General features: G+C 28.9%; 15 protein-coding genes. 3 read left to right on the top strand and 12 right to left on the bottom strand.

The window, feature by feature from the left end; translation table 11 throughout:
• Positions 1-162: 162 nt before the first annotated feature.
• Positions 163-978, bottom strand: coding sequence for a lysophospholipid acyltransferase family protein (locus V3V28_RS10855; RefSeq protein ID WP_331365037.1), 816 nt, complete (start codon positions 976-978; stop codon positions 163-165).
• Positions 979-1,034: 56 nt separating this feature from the next.
• Positions 1,035-1,664, bottom strand: a complete 630-nt coding sequence (locus tag V3V28_RS10850) for an NUDIX hydrolase (RefSeq protein WP_331365036.1) — start codon at positions 1,662-1,664, stop codon at positions 1,035-1,037.
• Positions 1,665-1,746: 82 nt separating this feature from the next.
• Between V3V28_RS10850 and V3V28_RS10845 the strand changes: the two genes are divergently transcribed.
• Complete coding sequence (locus V3V28_RS10845; RefSeq protein WP_331365035.1) at positions 1,747-2,013, top strand: hypothetical protein; 267 nt, start codon at positions 1,747-1,749, stop codon at positions 2,011-2,013.
• Here the strand turns inward: V3V28_RS10845 and V3V28_RS10840 are convergent.
• The 9 genes from V3V28_RS10840 to V3V28_RS10800 form a co-directional block, all read right to left on the bottom strand.
• The gene (locus V3V28_RS10840; protein WP_331365034.1) at positions 2,010-2,321 is read right to left on the bottom strand and encodes a DUF6787 family protein; all 312 of its coding nucleotides are present in this window, start codon (positions 2,319-2,321) and stop codon (positions 2,010-2,012) included. The two genes, V3V28_RS10845 and V3V28_RS10840, sit on opposite strands and share 4 nt — an antisense overlap.
• A gap of 39 nt (positions 2,322-2,360) precedes the next feature.
• On the bottom strand, positions 2,361-6,110 hold the full coding sequence (locus V3V28_RS10835; protein ID WP_331365033.1) for a beta-propeller fold lactonase family protein: 3,750 nt from the start codon (positions 6,108-6,110) through the stop codon (positions 2,361-2,363).
• Positions 6,111-6,183: 73 nt separating this feature from the next.
• Complete coding sequence (gene lgt, locus V3V28_RS10830) at positions 6,184-7,035, bottom strand: prolipoprotein diacylglyceryl transferase (RefSeq protein ID WP_331365032.1); 852 nt, start codon at positions 7,033-7,035, stop codon at positions 6,184-6,186.
• A 39-nt stretch (positions 7,036-7,074) separates the two neighbouring features.
• On the bottom strand, positions 7,075-7,308 hold the full coding sequence (yidD, locus tag V3V28_RS10825; protein WP_331365031.1) for a membrane protein insertion efficiency factor YidD: 234 nt from the start codon (positions 7,306-7,308) through the stop codon (positions 7,075-7,077).
• Position 7,309: 1 nt separating this feature from the next.
• Complete coding sequence (gene cysS / locus V3V28_RS10820) at positions 7,310-8,788, bottom strand: cysteine--tRNA ligase (RefSeq protein WP_331365030.1); 1,479 nt, start codon at positions 8,786-8,788, stop codon at positions 7,310-7,312.
• Between the two features lie 101 nt (positions 8,789-8,889).
• On the bottom strand, positions 8,890-10,269 hold the full coding sequence (locus V3V28_RS10815; protein ID WP_331365029.1) for a hypothetical protein: 1,380 nt from the start codon (positions 10,267-10,269) through the stop codon (positions 8,890-8,892).
• Complete coding sequence (locus V3V28_RS10810; protein WP_331365028.1) at positions 10,250-10,807, bottom strand: hypothetical protein; 558 nt, start codon at positions 10,805-10,807, stop codon at positions 10,250-10,252. Before V3V28_RS10810 ends, V3V28_RS10815 begins: the two co-directional genes overlap by 20 nt.
• A complete protein-coding gene (locus tag V3V28_RS10805; protein ID WP_331365027.1) occupies positions 10,791-11,348 on the bottom strand; it encodes an RNA polymerase sigma factor in 558 nt (185 codons plus the stop codon). Before V3V28_RS10805 ends, V3V28_RS10810 begins: the two co-directional genes overlap by 17 nt.
• Positions 11,349-11,423: 75 nt before the next feature.
• Positions 11,424-13,316: a tetratricopeptide repeat-containing sensor histidine kinase gene (locus tag V3V28_RS10800; protein ID WP_331365026.1), complete on the bottom strand. Its 1,893-nt coding sequence runs from the start codon at positions 13,314-13,316 to the stop codon at positions 11,424-11,426.
• Between the two features lie 147 nt (positions 13,317-13,463).
• Here V3V28_RS10800 and V3V28_RS10795 point away from each other — a divergent pair, with 147 nt between their 5' ends.
• Both V3V28_RS10795 and meaB read left to right on the top strand, forming a co-directional pair.
• Positions 13,464-14,078: a hypothetical protein gene (locus V3V28_RS10795; protein WP_331365025.1), complete on the top strand. Its 615-nt coding sequence runs from the start codon at positions 13,464-13,466 to the stop codon at positions 14,076-14,078.
• Positions 14,079-14,107: 29 nt separating this feature from the next.
• Complete coding sequence (gene meaB / locus V3V28_RS10790) at positions 14,108-15,178, top strand: methylmalonyl Co-A mutase-associated GTPase MeaB (RefSeq protein WP_331365024.1); 1,071 nt, start codon at positions 14,108-14,110, stop codon at positions 15,176-15,178.
• Between the two features lie 137 nt (positions 15,179-15,315).
• Here the strand turns inward: meaB and ftsY are convergent, their stop codons facing one another.
• Positions 15,316-16,290 (bottom strand): signal recognition particle-docking protein FtsY, encoded by a 975-nt coding sequence (ftsY, locus tag V3V28_RS10785; RefSeq protein WP_331365023.1) that lies wholly within the window; start codon positions 16,288-16,290, stop codon positions 15,316-15,318.
• Positions 16,291-16,562: the final 272 nt, after the last annotated feature.

Below are 16,562 nucleotides of genomic sequence, written 5' to 3'. Positions count from 1 at the left end.
ACATTAAATCTAATTTTCACAAACCGTAGAAAATCAATTGATTCGCTATTTGTTTAGCTAGAAATTATATTGAATTAAAGGGCAAAAAAAAGCATCTAATTTCCTGATTAAATTCAGTATAATTAGATGCTTAAAATAATATAATCAATTCCAACGAGTTTATTAACTCCAGAATTTACGTTTTTTGTTTAATGCTTTTTCCTCTTTCGTTAATTCTTCTATTTCTTTAACAGATAAAACTTTTAAGAATGAAGGATGTTGCTCAATTGCGTATTCAATTTTTGTTACAATATCTGCAATGCTTTCATTATCGTAATCTATATCTAAAGGTTCTTTAATTACCATAGATTGTAATACATTACGTTTTTTAATGTTCAGTCCTTTTTTATCAAAAGAACGTCTAAAACCATCAATAACAATAGGTACAACAATTGGTTTACAGGTTTTTATAATATGTGCAGTTCCTCGTCTAATTGGCTTAAAAGGTGTTGTTGTTCCTTGCGGAAATGTAATAACCCAACCATCTTTTATGGCTTTACCAATATTAGAGATATCAGAATTTTTAACTTGTCTTTTTACATCTTTACCGTCACTACGCCAAGTTCTATCTATAGAAACAGAACCTGCATACGCAAATATTTTAGGTAAAATACCAGATTTCATGGTTTCTCCAGCAGCAACAAAATATAGATTTAATTTTGGATGCCAAATATAACCAACATTTTTAATAGTATCATCTCTTCCACTTAAAGAAGCATTAAATACATGAAACATGGCTGCAACATCTGCAAAATATGTTTGGTGATTAGAAATGAATAAAACATTTTCATCAGGTAAGTTTCTTAAAATTTCTGAACCTTCTATCTGTAAATTATTGAATTTACGGTAACGTCCATGAGAAACCAATCCAAAAATTCTAATAATCATTTTTTTCAAAAATAAAATATGACCAAAAGGATTTCTTTTAAATAAAGGCATTGTTAATTTTTTTTAATACTTGGTTAAAAGCAAACTTACAAAACTAATTACAAAGTTTAAGATTTTAAAAGTTCTTTAATTTCCGAAAGCATCATTGCCGTTGCTCCCCAAACAATGTAATTGTTCAATTTAAAACAAGGTACATCTATATTTTTCATATATGAAGTAGTTAAATTTACAGTAGTTAATGATGCTTCGTTTAAAAGATCTGATACCAAAACTTCAATAGTTTGTGCTACTTCGTAATTGGTATCAAAAACTGGTCTTCTATCAATAAAACCAATAAAAGGGGTTGCTAAAAAATTACTTGGTGGAATATACACATCTGTCAATTCTCTAATAACTGTAATAGAACTCGCTGAAACACCAACTTCTTCAAAGGTTTCTCTTAAAGCTGTTTCTTGTAAATTAGTATCTGTTTTATCAAATTTCCCGCCTGGAAAACTTATTTGAGCAGAATGTGTTCCTTTATAACTTGCTCTTTGCGTGAGTAAAAAAGTAATTTCATTATTTTCATTCGGATAAAATAATGCCAAAACTGCAGCTTTTCTTGGATTATTCGCTTTTATTTTATCGGCATTATAACGCAAACGAAGTTCAGGTGCCATTTTAAATTGTGCTTCTAAACCGCCTAATTCTAAAGTCTTTAAGGATACTATTTTATTTTTAAATTGATTTATTTTCACTTTAAATACCTGTTTTTAGCTAAATTATTGAATTCTTTAGAAAGCGCACATTTTTTGGCAAGAATTTTGAATATAATAAAGTATGAATAACAAATACAAAAAACTAGCTGCTAGTATTGTTTTAGATGCTATTGGTTTTATTCCTGTTCCTTTTTTAGATTTACTTTGGGCACCTGTTTCTGGTTATATAATGACAAAAATGTACAAAGGAAAAACTGGTAAAATAGCAGGTATTGTTTCTTTTTTAGAAGAGATTCTTCCGTTAGATATTATACCAACTTTTACAATTATGTGGATTTACACCTACGTAATAAATAAGAAAAAAGAGGATTCTATTATTGAGGTTTAATTATTATCTTTAAACAAGAAACCTAAACCTAATCTACTTAAAAATTTCTTTTCAAAAGCCCAAAAAAATTTAAATTGACCAAAAAACCAACCAACAATTGGTAAGGTTAACTGATAGATAGGAAATATTAGTAAAATTCTTAAAGGATAATAAATCCAACCAGAAATAGTTTCAGGATCTAATCCAAAAAAACTAGTTACAGGTTTTGCTACCCAAGTTGCAAAAGATCCATTTAGAGCAAACACAATAAATATTGCTACAATAGTCCAATTACTTTCTATTCCCCAACGTAGTTTAAGTTTCTCCATATTTGACAAAATTACAATTAGGAAACCAATAAAGAAAATTTAGTTGATACTAATTTTTTGACTAAAACTACCTTTTGAGTTTTTAGCTTTTATAACATAAATACCTTTCTTAAAATGGGTGGTATTTATGTTTATTTTAGATTTTTTAAAATAATTGTTTTTAGTTATAATACTTTGACCCAGTAAATTATAAATAAATACCTCATCTATTAAATTTTCTGATGAAATAATTAATTCGTTATTGTTATTTCTAATAGTAATTTCATTTAATTCATAATTATCAACACCTAAAATTTTCTCATTAAAAGTTATATAAAAGCGATCATCATAAACACCCGAATTTAGAGTAATTATAGCGTTTTCTGATATAATATTATAATAGTTTTGAGTAAAACTATCATATAAAAAAACATTACTGTCTATATTTATAATTTCATCAATTTTAAATGTAACATCTCTATTTACATCACTTTTAACTTTTAACGGAATTACAAGGTTTGTATTAAAATCATTTATTCCAGTAATAGCATAAGGTAAATTATTTCCTTTAATTTTTAAAGCCATATCTGTAGGGTTGTAATCCCACATTTCTGCTTCATAACCAGCATCAAATTGATTTGTTAATCCTCTAAATCCTACAGAAACAGGTCTATGATATATTTCTTCATTATATAAAAACTCAAACCCGATTCTTAAAATTGGGAAACTTGTTGTTTCTATCTTTGATTGTTTTTTACTAAAAAAAACATTTGGTGTATTCAAAGCTCTTTGTGTGTTATTATTAAAAGTAATAGTTCCACCTGTTCCTGAAGCTTCTACAAAAAAACCTTGACCAATACCAACAAATTGTCCTGGTATTTTTGTTCCTGTACCATCACCTAAAGAAGAAGTCGAATTTCCCATACTAGCAACCCGAGTTGCATAACCACCAACGTATGTTGCCCTATAATGATCTACATCAATTCCTGCTTCATAAAAATAGATAGTTCCAGTAATAGCAGTAGAGTTTTCTGAAGTAAAAATATCTATATCAATTGGTGAAGGATAAGGATTTCCTAACAAACTATAATTTCCTGTAGTTATATCACTTGTATATTCACCATCATTGGGTCTACCTACAAAAGTATAATTTTGTCCACTAGCATTTCCTGTACTTTTTTTATTAAACCCTTCTGTAGGGTTTATAGCTAAAGTTTCACTAATTTCTCTTGTCCAATCTCCGGCATTTGTAAGTTTAGCTAACCACTTTCTACTTAAACTAATTGGAGAAATTGAATTATCTCCATCAAAAGCTCCAGAAAAAGCAATATCTAAAGGTGTATTTGATGCTGTTAAAGCTGTAGACCCATCTTTTAAAACTCCTGCAATATTATATGTTAAGCCGTCTGTGGTTACAGGAGACGTCCAATAACCGCTTTGATAAACATTTACTAAAGTTCCTGTAACATCTTTATACAATTTACCTTTACCAGATGCGTTTTTAACACCAGAATGTGTTTGTATTAATTGTGAAGTTCCTAATAATCGTAAATCTCCATCAAGCTCTAAAGCATTTGTAACCGTTAAATTAACTCCGTCTGCAATTGTTAATGTTTGTCCACTTTCTACATGCAAACAATCACAGTTAGTATTTGCCGTAATGGTAATATCTCCTTGTGTTCTAATTCCTAAAAGTAAATCTGCAGCACTATCATCTGGTTCTCCAGCATTGTTTCCTCCTGTCCAACCGCTATTATAAACAATTTCATTATCTGCACATTCAATATAATCAAAACCTGTTACATTTGTTTTTGCAACAGCATATAGTACATCTGCAGCATTTGAAGTTGTAAAAGCAGCATCTAAAAATGTAAACTCTAAATTTGCTGTGGCTTCATCGCTATTTAAATGACTATTGGCTTTTCCTGTAAAACTTAATTGAGCTTCTGTATTTGAGTTAAGTGTTAAAACTGCTGTCAATCCTTCTGGAACATTACTAATAGTAACCTCTGAAGCTGAAAACACACCTGAACTAGCAAAAAAAGTATCTCCTGTTAAAGTTATAATTACAGGATTTGTTGTATCATCTATAGTACCATCATTTGGGGTTTCTGGTAATAATAATTTTGTATAATATTGATTCATATCATCTCCATTATTACCACAAATATAAAATTTAGAACCATCACCATTAAAAACAATATCTAGAATAGCACTTTCTTCAGTAGCTATAGAGTACGTATTTGTATTTGTTATTGTACCAGTAGTTACATCAAAATTATTAGTCAACGTAAATTCATTTATATCACCTCCTTGTTTACCAGCAATATAAAATTTACTTCCATCACTATTAAAAGCAAGTCCTTGTGGAGAATTATCTACCGGTTTTACATTATAATTGCCATCATAATCAGCTGCAAGTGTTGTTAAATCATAATTAGAAGATAAAGAAAATTGAAAAACCCTATCTCTTCTATTACCAAGAACAAATAATTTGGATCCATCTCCATTAAAAACCATATCTCTTGGACTCTGTTCGTTGTTCGTTTCAGTAATATCAACTGAAAATGGACCAGAATGTGTTACCGTTGAAGATAAATCGAAATTAGAGGAAAGTGCATATTGGTTAATGCCATCATCATCATTACCAATTACAAATAATGTTGAACCATCACTATTAAAAGCCAAGCCTAAAGGTGTTGTTTCTTCGTTAGTAATCGATAAAACGTTTTCTAGAGAACCAGTACCAATATCATAAGGAGTAGAAAGGTTAATTTCTAATATCGAATCTGAAGTAGCTCCCGCAACAAAAAGTTTTGTACCATCATTATTAAAAACCATTCCTTGAGGGTTTGATTCAAATAATGTTACAAATATACTCGAATCATCTAATGAAATAGATGTAAAATCATACCCTGGAGTTAAAGTATAATGTTTTATTTCTTGATCTATAAAACCTGCTACATAAACCTTTGTACCATCATTATTTATTAAAAGAGCATTAGGTTCTCCTTCAGTTAATGCAGCAGTTACGGTTTTTGTACCTAGAGTTGATAAATCATAACCGGTACTTAAATTATAAGTATTTATAGCATCACTTTGATGACCAATAATATATAATTCTTTACCATCATCATTAAACTCTATTGCTCTGGCATTATTTTCTTCTCCAGCAATATCAATATCTCTATCTAAAGATGCAGTAGATAAATCATAAGCTGTTAAACTGAACTCAAAAACCTTGTCTGAACTTCTATCTACAATGAACAATTTTGTTCCATTAGTATTAAATCTAAAACCTGTAAGATCATCACCATGATTATTTGGTCCTAAATATGCATCTATTGCTGCTTCGGCATTAAAGATAACTGGCACATCCATTACTGTATCAATACTAGATAGGTCCCAAGCTGTATTTACAACATACTCAGTAACATCATCTCCAGCACCACCTAAAATATACATTCTTGTTCCAGCAGTATTAAAAATAACGTCTTGTGGATTGCCTTCTTCATTTTTAACTCTAAAAGAACTCTCAATAACACTTTTGGTAGTTATATCGTAAGGAGTACTTAATGAATATTGAACTACATAGTCTCTATCAGAACCCAACATATAGAATTTGTTACCAGAATCACCGTAAATCATACCGGTTGGTCTTGTTTCTTGTCTAGGTATTACATACTCACCAATATGAGTAGGTGATGAAATATCAAAAGAATTTGCACCAGAATATGCTAAACTTTGCGCATAAAAAGATATCTGCAAAAATGCAAAAAATAGAAATAGGGAAATGATTCTTCGTTTCATAGCTAATTATAATTTTCGGGGGATGAAAATAATTAGAATCTAAATATAAGAAATTTAGATTAAGAAAAAGTTATTAAGACGTCTTATTTTTCTTAAACATTAACCAAAAACCAATTAAAATTAACGGAATACTTAATATTTGCCCTGTATTTAAAGAGTTTAAAACCCAATCTTCTCTACCTTCTACTTGTGCTTCTTTTAAGAATTCAATAAAGAAACGTAAAGACCAAAGAACTACTAAAAACAAACCAAAAAGAAAACCTGTTTGTTGTCTTTTTTCTGTTTTCCAAAACAAATGCCACATTACAAAAAACAATATTAAGTAACTAAATGCTTCATATAATTGAGTTGGATGTCTTGGTACAGTTTCTCCTGCAGCTTTAAAAATAACTCCAAAATTACTTCCTGTTGGTTTTCCATAAATTTCTGAATTGAAAAAATTTCCTAAACGGATGAAGAATCCAGCTAGAGCAACCATAATTGCCAATCTATCTAAAATAAATAACCAAGGTTTGTTTAAATGTTTTTTAGCATAGAAATACATAGCAATTGGAATACCAATTGCTGCACCATGGCTTGCAAAACCTGTGAAACCTGTAAATTTCCAACCCTTTATTATACCTAATAAAGAATCGTTGACACTCTCTTTTATTGGTAAGAAAATTTCTAATAAATGATCTTGATAATAATCCCAACTATAAAAGAAAACGTCTCCTAAACGCATACCAATTAACATAGAAATAAAAACATACATAAAAATTACATCCAATTTTTCTAAAGGAATTTTATCTTCTATATAGATTTTTTTCATTAATCTTAAACCTAATAAAAATGCCGCTACAAACATTAAGCTGTACCAACGTATTACAAAAAAACCTAAATCTATTCCTAATGAAGGATTCCACTCTATTGCTAAAAAACTCATATATTTTATTGAAAAATTAAATGATTCAAAAATTATTTATTATTCTTTCTTTTCTGGTACAGGATCATAACCGCTTCCGCCCCAAGGATGACAACTAAATATTCTTTTTAGTGCTAACCAACCACCAGAAAATAAACCATGTTTTTGTAAAGCTTCTATAGTGTAATGAGAACACGTAGGACTGTATCTACAGGTTGCTGGTGTAAATGGTGAAATTGCGGTTTGATAAAAACGAACCAACAAAACAAATGGGTATGAAAGTATTTTTTTCAACTTAATTTACTAAAAAAGTTGTGCCTTCTTTACCATCTTTTAATTGAATTCCTAATTCAATTAACTCATCTCTAATTTGATCAGACAATGCCCAATCTTTATTTTCTCTTGCTTCTTTTCTTAATTTAATCAACAACTCCACTACTCCATTAATTTTTTCTGAATTGTCTTGAGAATTTTCATTCATCAAACCTAAAACATCAAAAACCATAGCGTTTAAAGTTTCTTTAAAATCAGCTAAATCTACAGCAGTTAAACTTGCTTTATTTTCTTTTATTTGATAGATCAATTTTACAGCTTCAAATAAATGAGAAATTAAAATAGGTGTATTAAAATCATCATTCATCGCAGCATAACAATTGTCTTTCCAATTTTGCACATTAAATGTTGATGTTTTACTAACTTCAATTTTATCTACAAAATTAACGGCTTCCATCAATTTAGAATGCCCTTTTTCTGATGCTTCTAAAGCTTCACCAGAAAAATCTAAAATACTTCTATAACTTGCTTGCATATTAAAGAAACGAACCACACTTGCAGAAAATGCTTTTGGTAAAATGTCATTTTCTCCTGATAAAATTTCATTTGGTAAAATGAAATTTCCTGTAGATTTTGCCATTCTTTGTCCGTTTAAAGAAAGCATGTTTGTATGCATCCAATAATTTACAGGAGTAACACCGCTACACGTTTTAGACTGTGCTATTTCGCATTCGTGATGCGGGAATTTTAAATCCATTCCGCCACCATGAATATCGAAACTGTCTCCTAAATATTTTGTACTCATTACAGAACATTCTAAATGCCAACCAGGAAAACCATCGCTCCAAGGAGAAGGCCAACGCATAATATGTCTTTCATCTGCTTTTTTCCAAAGTGCAAAATCTTGTGGATTTTTCTTATCTGATTGCCCGTCTAAAGTTCTAGTATTGTGTAATAAATCTTCTACTTTTCTCCCAGAAAGGATTCCATAGTTTTCTTTATTATTATATTCTAAAACATCAAAATAAACAGAACCATTTACTTCATAAGCAAAACCTTTTTCTATGATTTCCTTAATCATTTCTATTTGCTCAACAATATGACCTGTTGCAGTAGGTTCTATACTTGGTGGTAAAAAGTTGTAGTTTTTTAAAACATCATGAAAATCTACAGTGTAACGCTGTACAACTTCCATAGGCTCAATTTGTTCTAAACGTGCTTTTTTAGCAATTTTATCTTCGCCTTCTTCGGCATCATTTTCTAAATGACCAGCATCTGTAATATTACGTACATAACGTACTTTATATCCTAAATGCAATAAGTAACGATAGACCACATCAAAAAACATAAAAGTTCTTACGTTTCCTAAATGTGCGTTGCTATATACAGTTGGTCCGCAAACATACATGCCAACGTAACCTTCTGCTATGGGTTTAAAGTCCTCTTTCTTTTTAGATAGAGAATTGTATACTTTTAATTGATTTTCTTTGTAGCGTTCCATTAAAAAAAGTGACTAATTACAGTTGATAAAGATAGGCACTTTAAAGAGAATAGCGAAATGGAAATTGAGTGAAGTTTGTTAATAAAAAGGAAAGATTTAAACTACTTGATTACGATACTACTATACTCACCATTCACAATTAAATTATTCTTTGATGAATTATTATTGGTTGTTTTATTCTTTAAACTTACACGTTTGTTTTCTAATTTTACGCGATTTACATTGTATTTAAAAGCCGCATGTACATCTCCAAAATTAAGGGTTGCGTCTGAATGACTTAAATTTAAAACAAATTCCCCAAAATTAGGATTGAAGCTATTAATTAATAGTTCGCCAAATTTATCTGACAGGTTTACATTTTCATTGATTCTTGTAATATTTACCCCAGATGAATTGTTTGATAATGTTGTATTAGTAACTGATGCTATTTTAGCATCAGTTACATTGTTTAAGAATAAGTTACATCCATTTAAATCGTTTATAGAAACTTTAGAGTAATCTACCGTTAATTTACCTCCAATTAAATTTTCTACATCAAAAACACCATACTTTACATTACCAGAAGCTACTGTGTTTGGTAGTTTTACTTTGCAGTGTCTTGTATTTAAATCGAATGTTGCACCTTTTGGGACTTTAATTTCTAACCTCTTTTTAATTTTTACTTTTTTACCGTTGATCGTTAAATCATCTGAATTGGAAGAAAAATTAAAGTTCATATTCTTTAAAGCCTCTTTTGCTTTTAATAGACCAATTCTAATTTGTTCTTTATCAATGTTTTTAATTTGCAATCTTGCTTCTTCTAAAGATTCTTTTAACCTTTTTTTATCAATAGCTTTTATTTTATGTTTTGAGTTTTGAAGTGCTAATTTCACTTTAGTACCCGTATTTTTTAGCTCCTTCTTTAATTCTTTATATTTCTTGCTTTTTTTAAATTTCTCCCATTCTTTTTTAGATTTAATCACAATATGTTTATCATCATTATGATATTCAAAAGAATATTTCCCATCTTTTTTCATGTCTTCTTCTAAATCATCTAAATCGAAGTCAAAGTCGAAGTCGAAATCCATATCTGGCATTACAATAGCATCCATATCTGGCATTTGAATTTCTGGCATCTCAAAATCGAAATCCATGTTATTAAAGAAAGTAATATCATTATTTAATCGGAAAGAATTATTTCCTTTAGAAGTAATTTTAACCTTCTTCTTGTTACCTAAAGCTTCAAAGTTCCAGTTTTTAAAATACTTTTCTGCTTCTTCCTTAGATAAACCTTCTACTTCTATAAAAGCTTCTATTTGTACTTCCTTTTTAGACCAAGTTGTTACATTTATATCTGTATTTGAAGCGTTAATTGCTACCTCAACATCTTTATTTACCTTAAAGTTTTCAGTAAACTTTTTATCAAATTTTTGAGCAAAGCCTGTTCCTATAAAACAGATTGCTAAAAGAGTACTTATTTGTTTATATAATTTGCGTTTCATTTTGTGTATTTTTTAAATTTTTAAGTTGTTTTAATTGTTTTTTCAAACGTTGCAACAGCTGTAAGCGTAATTGTAGATTGCTGATCAATGCATCTATAGTAGAATCATTAACTCCGTTTGTATTGAGCTCTTTGGTTAATGATTTGTATTCTTTGGTGAGTTCTGCAATCTTTAATAAATAACCATCAATAATTTCTTTGTTCTCGTCATTTAACTCTAATTGACTAATTTCTAAATTGATACTATTCTTATAATATTTCTCTATGGTTTCAAATTCTGGAGAAATATTACCTAAAGTAATTTCTTTTGGTTGAGTAAGTTTTATTTCTATTCTTTCTGTAGGATAAAATTTAATTGCCAAACTAATTAACAAAACAACTGAAGCTGCAATAGACAACCATTTGTAATTCTTCTTTTTGGGTTTTGTCTGTTGCATTTCTTTTTGTAACAAAGCTTCAAACTTATTTGCATGATTTGCAGATAATTCTATATTTTCTTCTTTATAATCTTTTATAAACTCTCTAATATCCTTCTGCATAACTCGTGTTTTTTAATTGTTCTTTCAATATTTTCTTCCCTCTTAACAAATGTGTTCTAGAAGTGTTTTCTGTAATATTTAATACTTCAGCTATTTCTTGATGATCATAACCTTCTAATAAATACATACTTAAAACCAATCTGTACTTATCTTTTAAATTGTCAATTGTTTCTACAATTTCATTAACTGAAATACTATAATCAACCTTCCAATCTTCTTCTTCTGGTTTTGCAATTACTTCTTCATTAATAGCAATCAATTCTAATTTGTTTTTCTTTAAATAATCGATACTTTGGTTGATTACAATTTTTTTTAACCAAGCTCCAAATGCTACTTCATTCTTGTAATTATCAATATATTTAAACGCTTTTATAAAAGCATCTTGCATAACATCTTCTGCTACAAATCTATCTTTAACATATCTGTGAGCAACCAATAACATTGCCTTGCAATACAAATTATACAATTGCATTTGCGACTTTGCACAATTATTTTTGCATAGGTTTATAATAGGTTGATGTAACTGTTTGGTTGGTTTCATTACTTCTTTCTTACTCTATAGACGACACATTTTTAGAAGTGTTGCAAAATGAGTGAAATTTTATTTATAAATTTATTATAGAGGTACAACAATGGTTGCAGAAGTTCCTGCATTTGTACTTGGCTCGTAGTTTATGGTTCCTTTTATCATATCTATTCTACTTTTAATATTTAAAACACCATGTCCTTTTTTGCTTTTATTTTGCATGCCAATTCCATTATCTTCTACCAATAAAATTAATTGACCTTCTTGTTTATATAAGAGTACATTAACTTCAGATGCATTTGCGTGTTTTATAATATTGCTGATTAACTCTTGCACAACTCTATATAAACTTATTTCAATTTGTTCATTAAACCGCTCGCTAATATTAAAATATTCGAATTTCTGTTCAATTTTAGAATACATAAAAGCACCTTTCAGTAGATCATCTATAGCATCAATTAAACCATTTTCTAACAAGGTTCTTGGCATCATTTGATGAGAAATATTTCTAATTTCATCCGCAGATCTTGCACAATTATTTAATATTTTAGACAGTTCTTCTTTCTTAACAATATCTTCTTCTTTATTTTTTACGTGACCAATAGCCATTTTTAAAGCTGCCATTTCTTGTCCAATTCCATCATGCAAATCTTTACTTATTCGTTTTCTTTCATCTTCAGATGCCTTTAACAGAGATGAAAATCCTTTTTCTTTTTCCTTTATAACCGCTTTCTGTAGTGCTACTTTTTGTTTTGCTTTATTTTTATTATAAAATAATAAACCGCCTAAAATTAAAAAACCTAAACCACCAAGTAACAATAGTTGGTTATTTCTTTGTGATGATATTGTGGCATTTTGAGTTTGTAATTCTAAATCTTGTTGGGCAATTTGTTTTTCTTTTTCTACAGTTTCATACTTTACTTGTAGTGAAGAAATCTTATTTAAATTATTTTCATTTATAACCGAATCTTTGTAAATTATTCTTAATTTAAAATATTCTAACGCTTTTTTAGAGTTATTTCTTTTTGATTCCAATTCATAGAGATAATAATAATTATCCATCAACTTTAATTTATCTTTTAATCCCTTAAATAAACTTAAACTCTCTTTTAGCTCTTTTTCAGATTTTTGAAATTGATTTATATTGTAATAAGCTTCTCCAATATTCATTTTTGCAATACCAATACTAATTTTATCTTTAAATTCTTCTGCTTTAACTAAAGATTTTTTATAATATTCTATAGCTTTATTAAAATCGTTTTTATAGAAATAAATTGCTCCTATATTAGAATATACTGTAGCAATACCTTCTAAATGACCAGTAGAATATATTAATTTTTCTGCTTTTTTATAAAATGCTAAAGAACTATCCAATTTGCCATACATTAAAAGCATATTCCCTTTTTCAAGATAAATATCAGATAAAACATCATTATTCAATTTTCTTGTTTCTGCGATTTCAATACATTTATCAACTTGTTCCATTGCTTTCTTGTACTCTTTTAATTGCCAAAAAGTTTGACCAATTTTAAGATCTGCTAAAACGCCTGTTACGGTATCTTTATTCGCATAAGAAAGATCTCTTGCTTTAAATAAATAATCAGTAGAAATTTCAAAATCTCCCCTTAATGAATAAACTACCCCTATGTTTTTATTTGCTTTTGCAATTAATAATGGGTTCTTTAAGTTTTCTGCAATTACTAAAGATTTTAACTGTTCACCTATTGCTTTATCATAATCTCCTTTTTGTTGATGATAAACACCTAAAGCTTCATGATATCTGGCAATCCAAAAAGAATCTTTGGTTTTTATATTCATTTTAAATTTTTCAATATTAGAAAACATAGAATCTAAAGTTGAATATTGTGTTCTAACAATTTTCTCATGAAGGTTTTCTAACTTTTGTTGATATGTCTCTTGAGCTATTCCTTTCATAGTAAAGAAACATAAAATAATAGAAAGAAGAATTTGGTTGGCTTTCATAATAAAGAATTTCTAGTTGATTAACATTTTGTAATTTACTAATTTCTAATAGAATATCTTATTTTATACTTCATCAAACATTAAAAACCATGGAATGGTAATATATTTTAAGTTTTGACTATTTTTACAAAAAGACAAACAAGTTAGATGAAAAAGGACATTATTAATGTTATTAAAAGCAAACAAAATATTTATATTATTTGTTGGTTTTTATTCTTCTTTCCTTTAAAAACACAACTAGATAATGGGTTAATGCTTGTTTTTGATTTACTTTTTAGAAATGGAATTACTTCAGCTGTTTTTAATTACAATTACACAGGAACTTTTACTGGATGTGAAAAAATTAAGGAAATTGTAAAAGCTAACTTATATTTTAATTGGTTTCAAAAACATGGAATTTATTGGATAAAGTTTCTACCTTCTTTATTTGCTTTTATATTTCTTTTTAAAAGATGGAAAAAAGATAATTATTTTAAAAATTTAGACTGGTTTCTGATTATAATAGCTTGTTTTAGTATTCTCACTTCATTAAATGACCTGATTTCTTTATTGTTTTATTTTGACAATTACTCATCAGAACAAATATTAAGGTTACTACCAACTGTCTTTGTTTTTTTATCAATAGGTGCATTTATTTTCTTTAAAATATTTAATTTTAAAGAAAGATTACAGGCAATCATTTTTGGAATTTTAGGATTTTATGGAAGTTTTTTTCTTTGGATGCAGTTTTTAGGTCCAAAAATTCTTCCAATTATTCATTAATAGATTATTTTTACTTTAAATTACTTTTTTTGACCGATAAAAAACCTTCTGCTTTACATGAAAAAGATGGAGTTTCTAAACCAGAAACTACCAGTAAATCTGCTGCTGAAAAAATAAAATTAAGTAGAGCAAAACAAAATTCTGTAGATGAGTTTGTTACTAAAATTCTTGAAGGAAATATTACTTTTTTAAGTCGTGCAATAACTTTAGTCGAAAGTACCAATAAAAAACATCAACAAAAAGCAAATGAGATTTTAGAACGTTGTTTACCACATGCAAATAATTCCGTAAGAATAGGAATTACAGGTGTTCCAGGTGTTGGAAAAAGCACATTTATAGAATCTTTTGGAAAACATTTAACTTCTCAAGGAAAAAAAGTAGCAGTTTTAGCCGTAGACCCAAGTAGTTCTGTAAACAAAGGTTCTATTTTAGGTGATAAAACAAGAATGGAAGAATTGGTAACGGATAAAAACGCCTTTATTAGACCTTCACCTTCTGGAACATCTTTAGGTGGCGTCGCTCAAAAAACACGCGAAAGTATTATTCTCTGTGAAGCTGCTGGTTTTAATACCATTATTATTGAAACTGTTGGTGTAGGCCAATCGGAAACCGTTGTTCATTCTATGGTAGATTTCTTTTTGCTATTAAAATTGGCTGGTGCGGGTGACGAACTACAAGGAATTAAACGCGGAATTATAGAAATGGCAGACGCAATTGTAATTAACAAAACGGATGGTGATAACGAGAAAAATGCAAAAATTGCCAAAGTAGCGTTTAATAGAGCTTTACATTTATATCCATTAAAAGAAAGTAAATGGCAGCCAAAAGTATTAACTGCAAGTGCATTGCATAATTATGGAATTTCAGAAATTGATTCAATGATTGTTGAATATATTTCGCTAACCAAAGAAAATAACTATTTCAGTAACAAAAGAAATAACCAAAATAAATACTGGCTTTTAGCAACTATTGAGCAACAGTTAAAGGACAACTTTTATAATAACCCAAAAGTTAAGAATTCTTTATCTGAAGAAATCGTAAATTTAGAAAACGGAAAAACTACTCCTTTTAATGCAGCTAAACGTTTGTTGGAATTGTAGTTTGGTTTGTAACCTAAAAGCTATCTATATAAGCCACTAAAACAGTATCACAATATTTTTGAAAAAAGAAAAATTTCGTTTTAAAGCACAAAAAAACTCCTTTTAAGGAGTTTTTAATTTATAACTATAAGAGTTTTTTACTTAAAAAAAGAATCAACAAATTCATGTTTATTAAACACTTGTAAATCGTCTATTCCTTCTCCAATTCCAATATATTTTACAGGAATTTTAAATTGATCTGAAATACCAATTACAACTCCGCCTTTTGCTGTACCATCTAATTTAGTAACTGCCAAAGAAGTTACTTCTGTTGCCAATGTAAACTGTTTTGCTTGCTCAAATGCATTTTGCCCTGTAGAACCATCTAAAACTAATAAAACATCGTGTGGAGAGTTATCAACTACCTTTTGCATTACACGTTTAATCTTTGTTAACTCATTCATTAAGTTAACTTTGTTATGTAAACGACCTGCAGTATCAATAATTACAACATCTGCATTTTGGTTTACTGCAGATTTTAAGGTATCAAAAGCTACAGAAGCAGGATCAGACCCCATTTCTTGCCTTACAATTGGCGTATCAGTTCTGTTCGCCCAAACTTGTAATTGATCTATTGCCGCTGCTCTAAATGTATCTGCCGCACCTAAAACAACTTTTAAGCCTTGTTTTTTAAATTGACTTGCCAACTTACCAATTGTTGTTGTTTTACCAACTCCGTTTACACCAACTACCATAAGAACGTAAGGTGTTTTGTTTCCGTCTTTGTCTAAAGGTAATTTAGGAATTGTAAATTCGGTTTCATTGCCAATATTAGTTTCTGATAAAAGGCCTGCAATTTCTTCTCTAAGAATTGCATTTAATTCATCTGTACCTACATACTTATCTTTAGCAACTCTTGCTTCTATTCTATCAATAATTTTTAAAGTGGTATCTACACCAACATCCGAAGCCACTAAAACCTCTTCTAAATTATCTAAAACATCTTCATCTACTTTAGATTTACCTGCTACTGCTTTAGATAATTTACCAAAGAAACTTTCTTTGGTTTTCTCTAAACCTTTATCTAATGTTTCTTTTTTTTCTTTCGAAAATATATTTTTGAAAAAACTCATATCCTTTTTTTATAATCTAATGGAAATACTCTAAAAAGTATGCCATTTATCTGGTTGGGTTAAATTGTTATTAAAGTTGCCTGCGTTAGGGATTGAAGCGACATCCTTTTTATACTTAACTCGATTTAGTATCTCTACTAAACACTTAAATTACTTATAAGTATAAAAGATACTGAAATAAATTCAGCATAAAAAGATATAGCGGAAAGCCCGACCTTTAGTTAACGCCCAAAAATACGTAATTATAAGGCGCAAAAAAAACTACTTTCTAA

The sequence above is a fragment of the Polaribacter sp. genome (assembly GCF_036480315.1).
Taxonomy (GTDB): domain Bacteria; phylum Bacteroidota; class Bacteroidia; order Flavobacteriales; family Flavobacteriaceae; genus Polaribacter.
This window is presented reverse-complemented; position numbering and strand designations above follow the sequence as displayed.

Bases quoted from the DNA above. Each gene is read 5' to 3' on its own strand.
- V3V28_RS10855 (WP_331365037.1), bottom strand. From the start codon at position 978: ATGCCTTTATTTAAAAGAAATCCTTTTGGTCATATTTTATTTTTGAAA.
- V3V28_RS10845 (WP_331365035.1), top strand. From the start codon at position 1,747: ATGAATAACAAATACAAAAAACTAGCTGCTAGTATTGTTTTAGATGCT.
- V3V28_RS10840 (WP_331365034.1), bottom strand. From the start codon at position 2,321: ATGGAGAAACTTAAACTACGTTGGGGAATAGAAAGTAATTGGACTATT.
- V3V28_RS10835 (WP_331365033.1), bottom strand. From the start codon at position 6,110: ATGAAACGAAGAATCATTTCCCTATTTCTATTTTTTGCATTTTTGCAG.
- lgt (WP_331365032.1), bottom strand. From the start codon at position 7,035: ATGAGTTTTTTAGCAATAGAGTGGAATCCTTCATTAGGAATAGATTTA.
- cysS (WP_331365030.1), bottom strand. From the start codon at position 8,788: ATGGAACGCTACAAAGAAAATCAATTAAAAGTATACAATTCTCTATCT.
- V3V28_RS10815 (WP_331365029.1), bottom strand. From the start codon at position 10,269: ATGAAACGCAAATTATATAAACAAATAAGTACTCTTTTAGCAATCTGT.
- V3V28_RS10810 (WP_331365028.1), bottom strand. From the start codon at position 10,807: ATGCAGAAGGATATTAGAGAGTTTATAAAAGATTATAAAGAAGAAAAT.
- V3V28_RS10805 (WP_331365027.1), bottom strand. From the start codon at position 11,348: ATGAAACCAACCAAACAGTTACATCAACCTATTATAAACCTATGCAAA.
- V3V28_RS10800 (WP_331365026.1), bottom strand. From the start codon at position 13,316: ATGAAAGCCAACCAAATTCTTCTTTCTATTATTTTATGTTTCTTTACT.
- V3V28_RS10795 (WP_331365025.1), top strand. From the start codon at position 13,464: ATGAAAAAGGACATTATTAATGTTATTAAAAGCAAACAAAATATTTAT.
- ftsY (WP_331365023.1), bottom strand. From the start codon at position 16,290: ATGAGTTTTTTCAAAAATATATTTTCGAAAGAAAAAAAAGAAACATTA.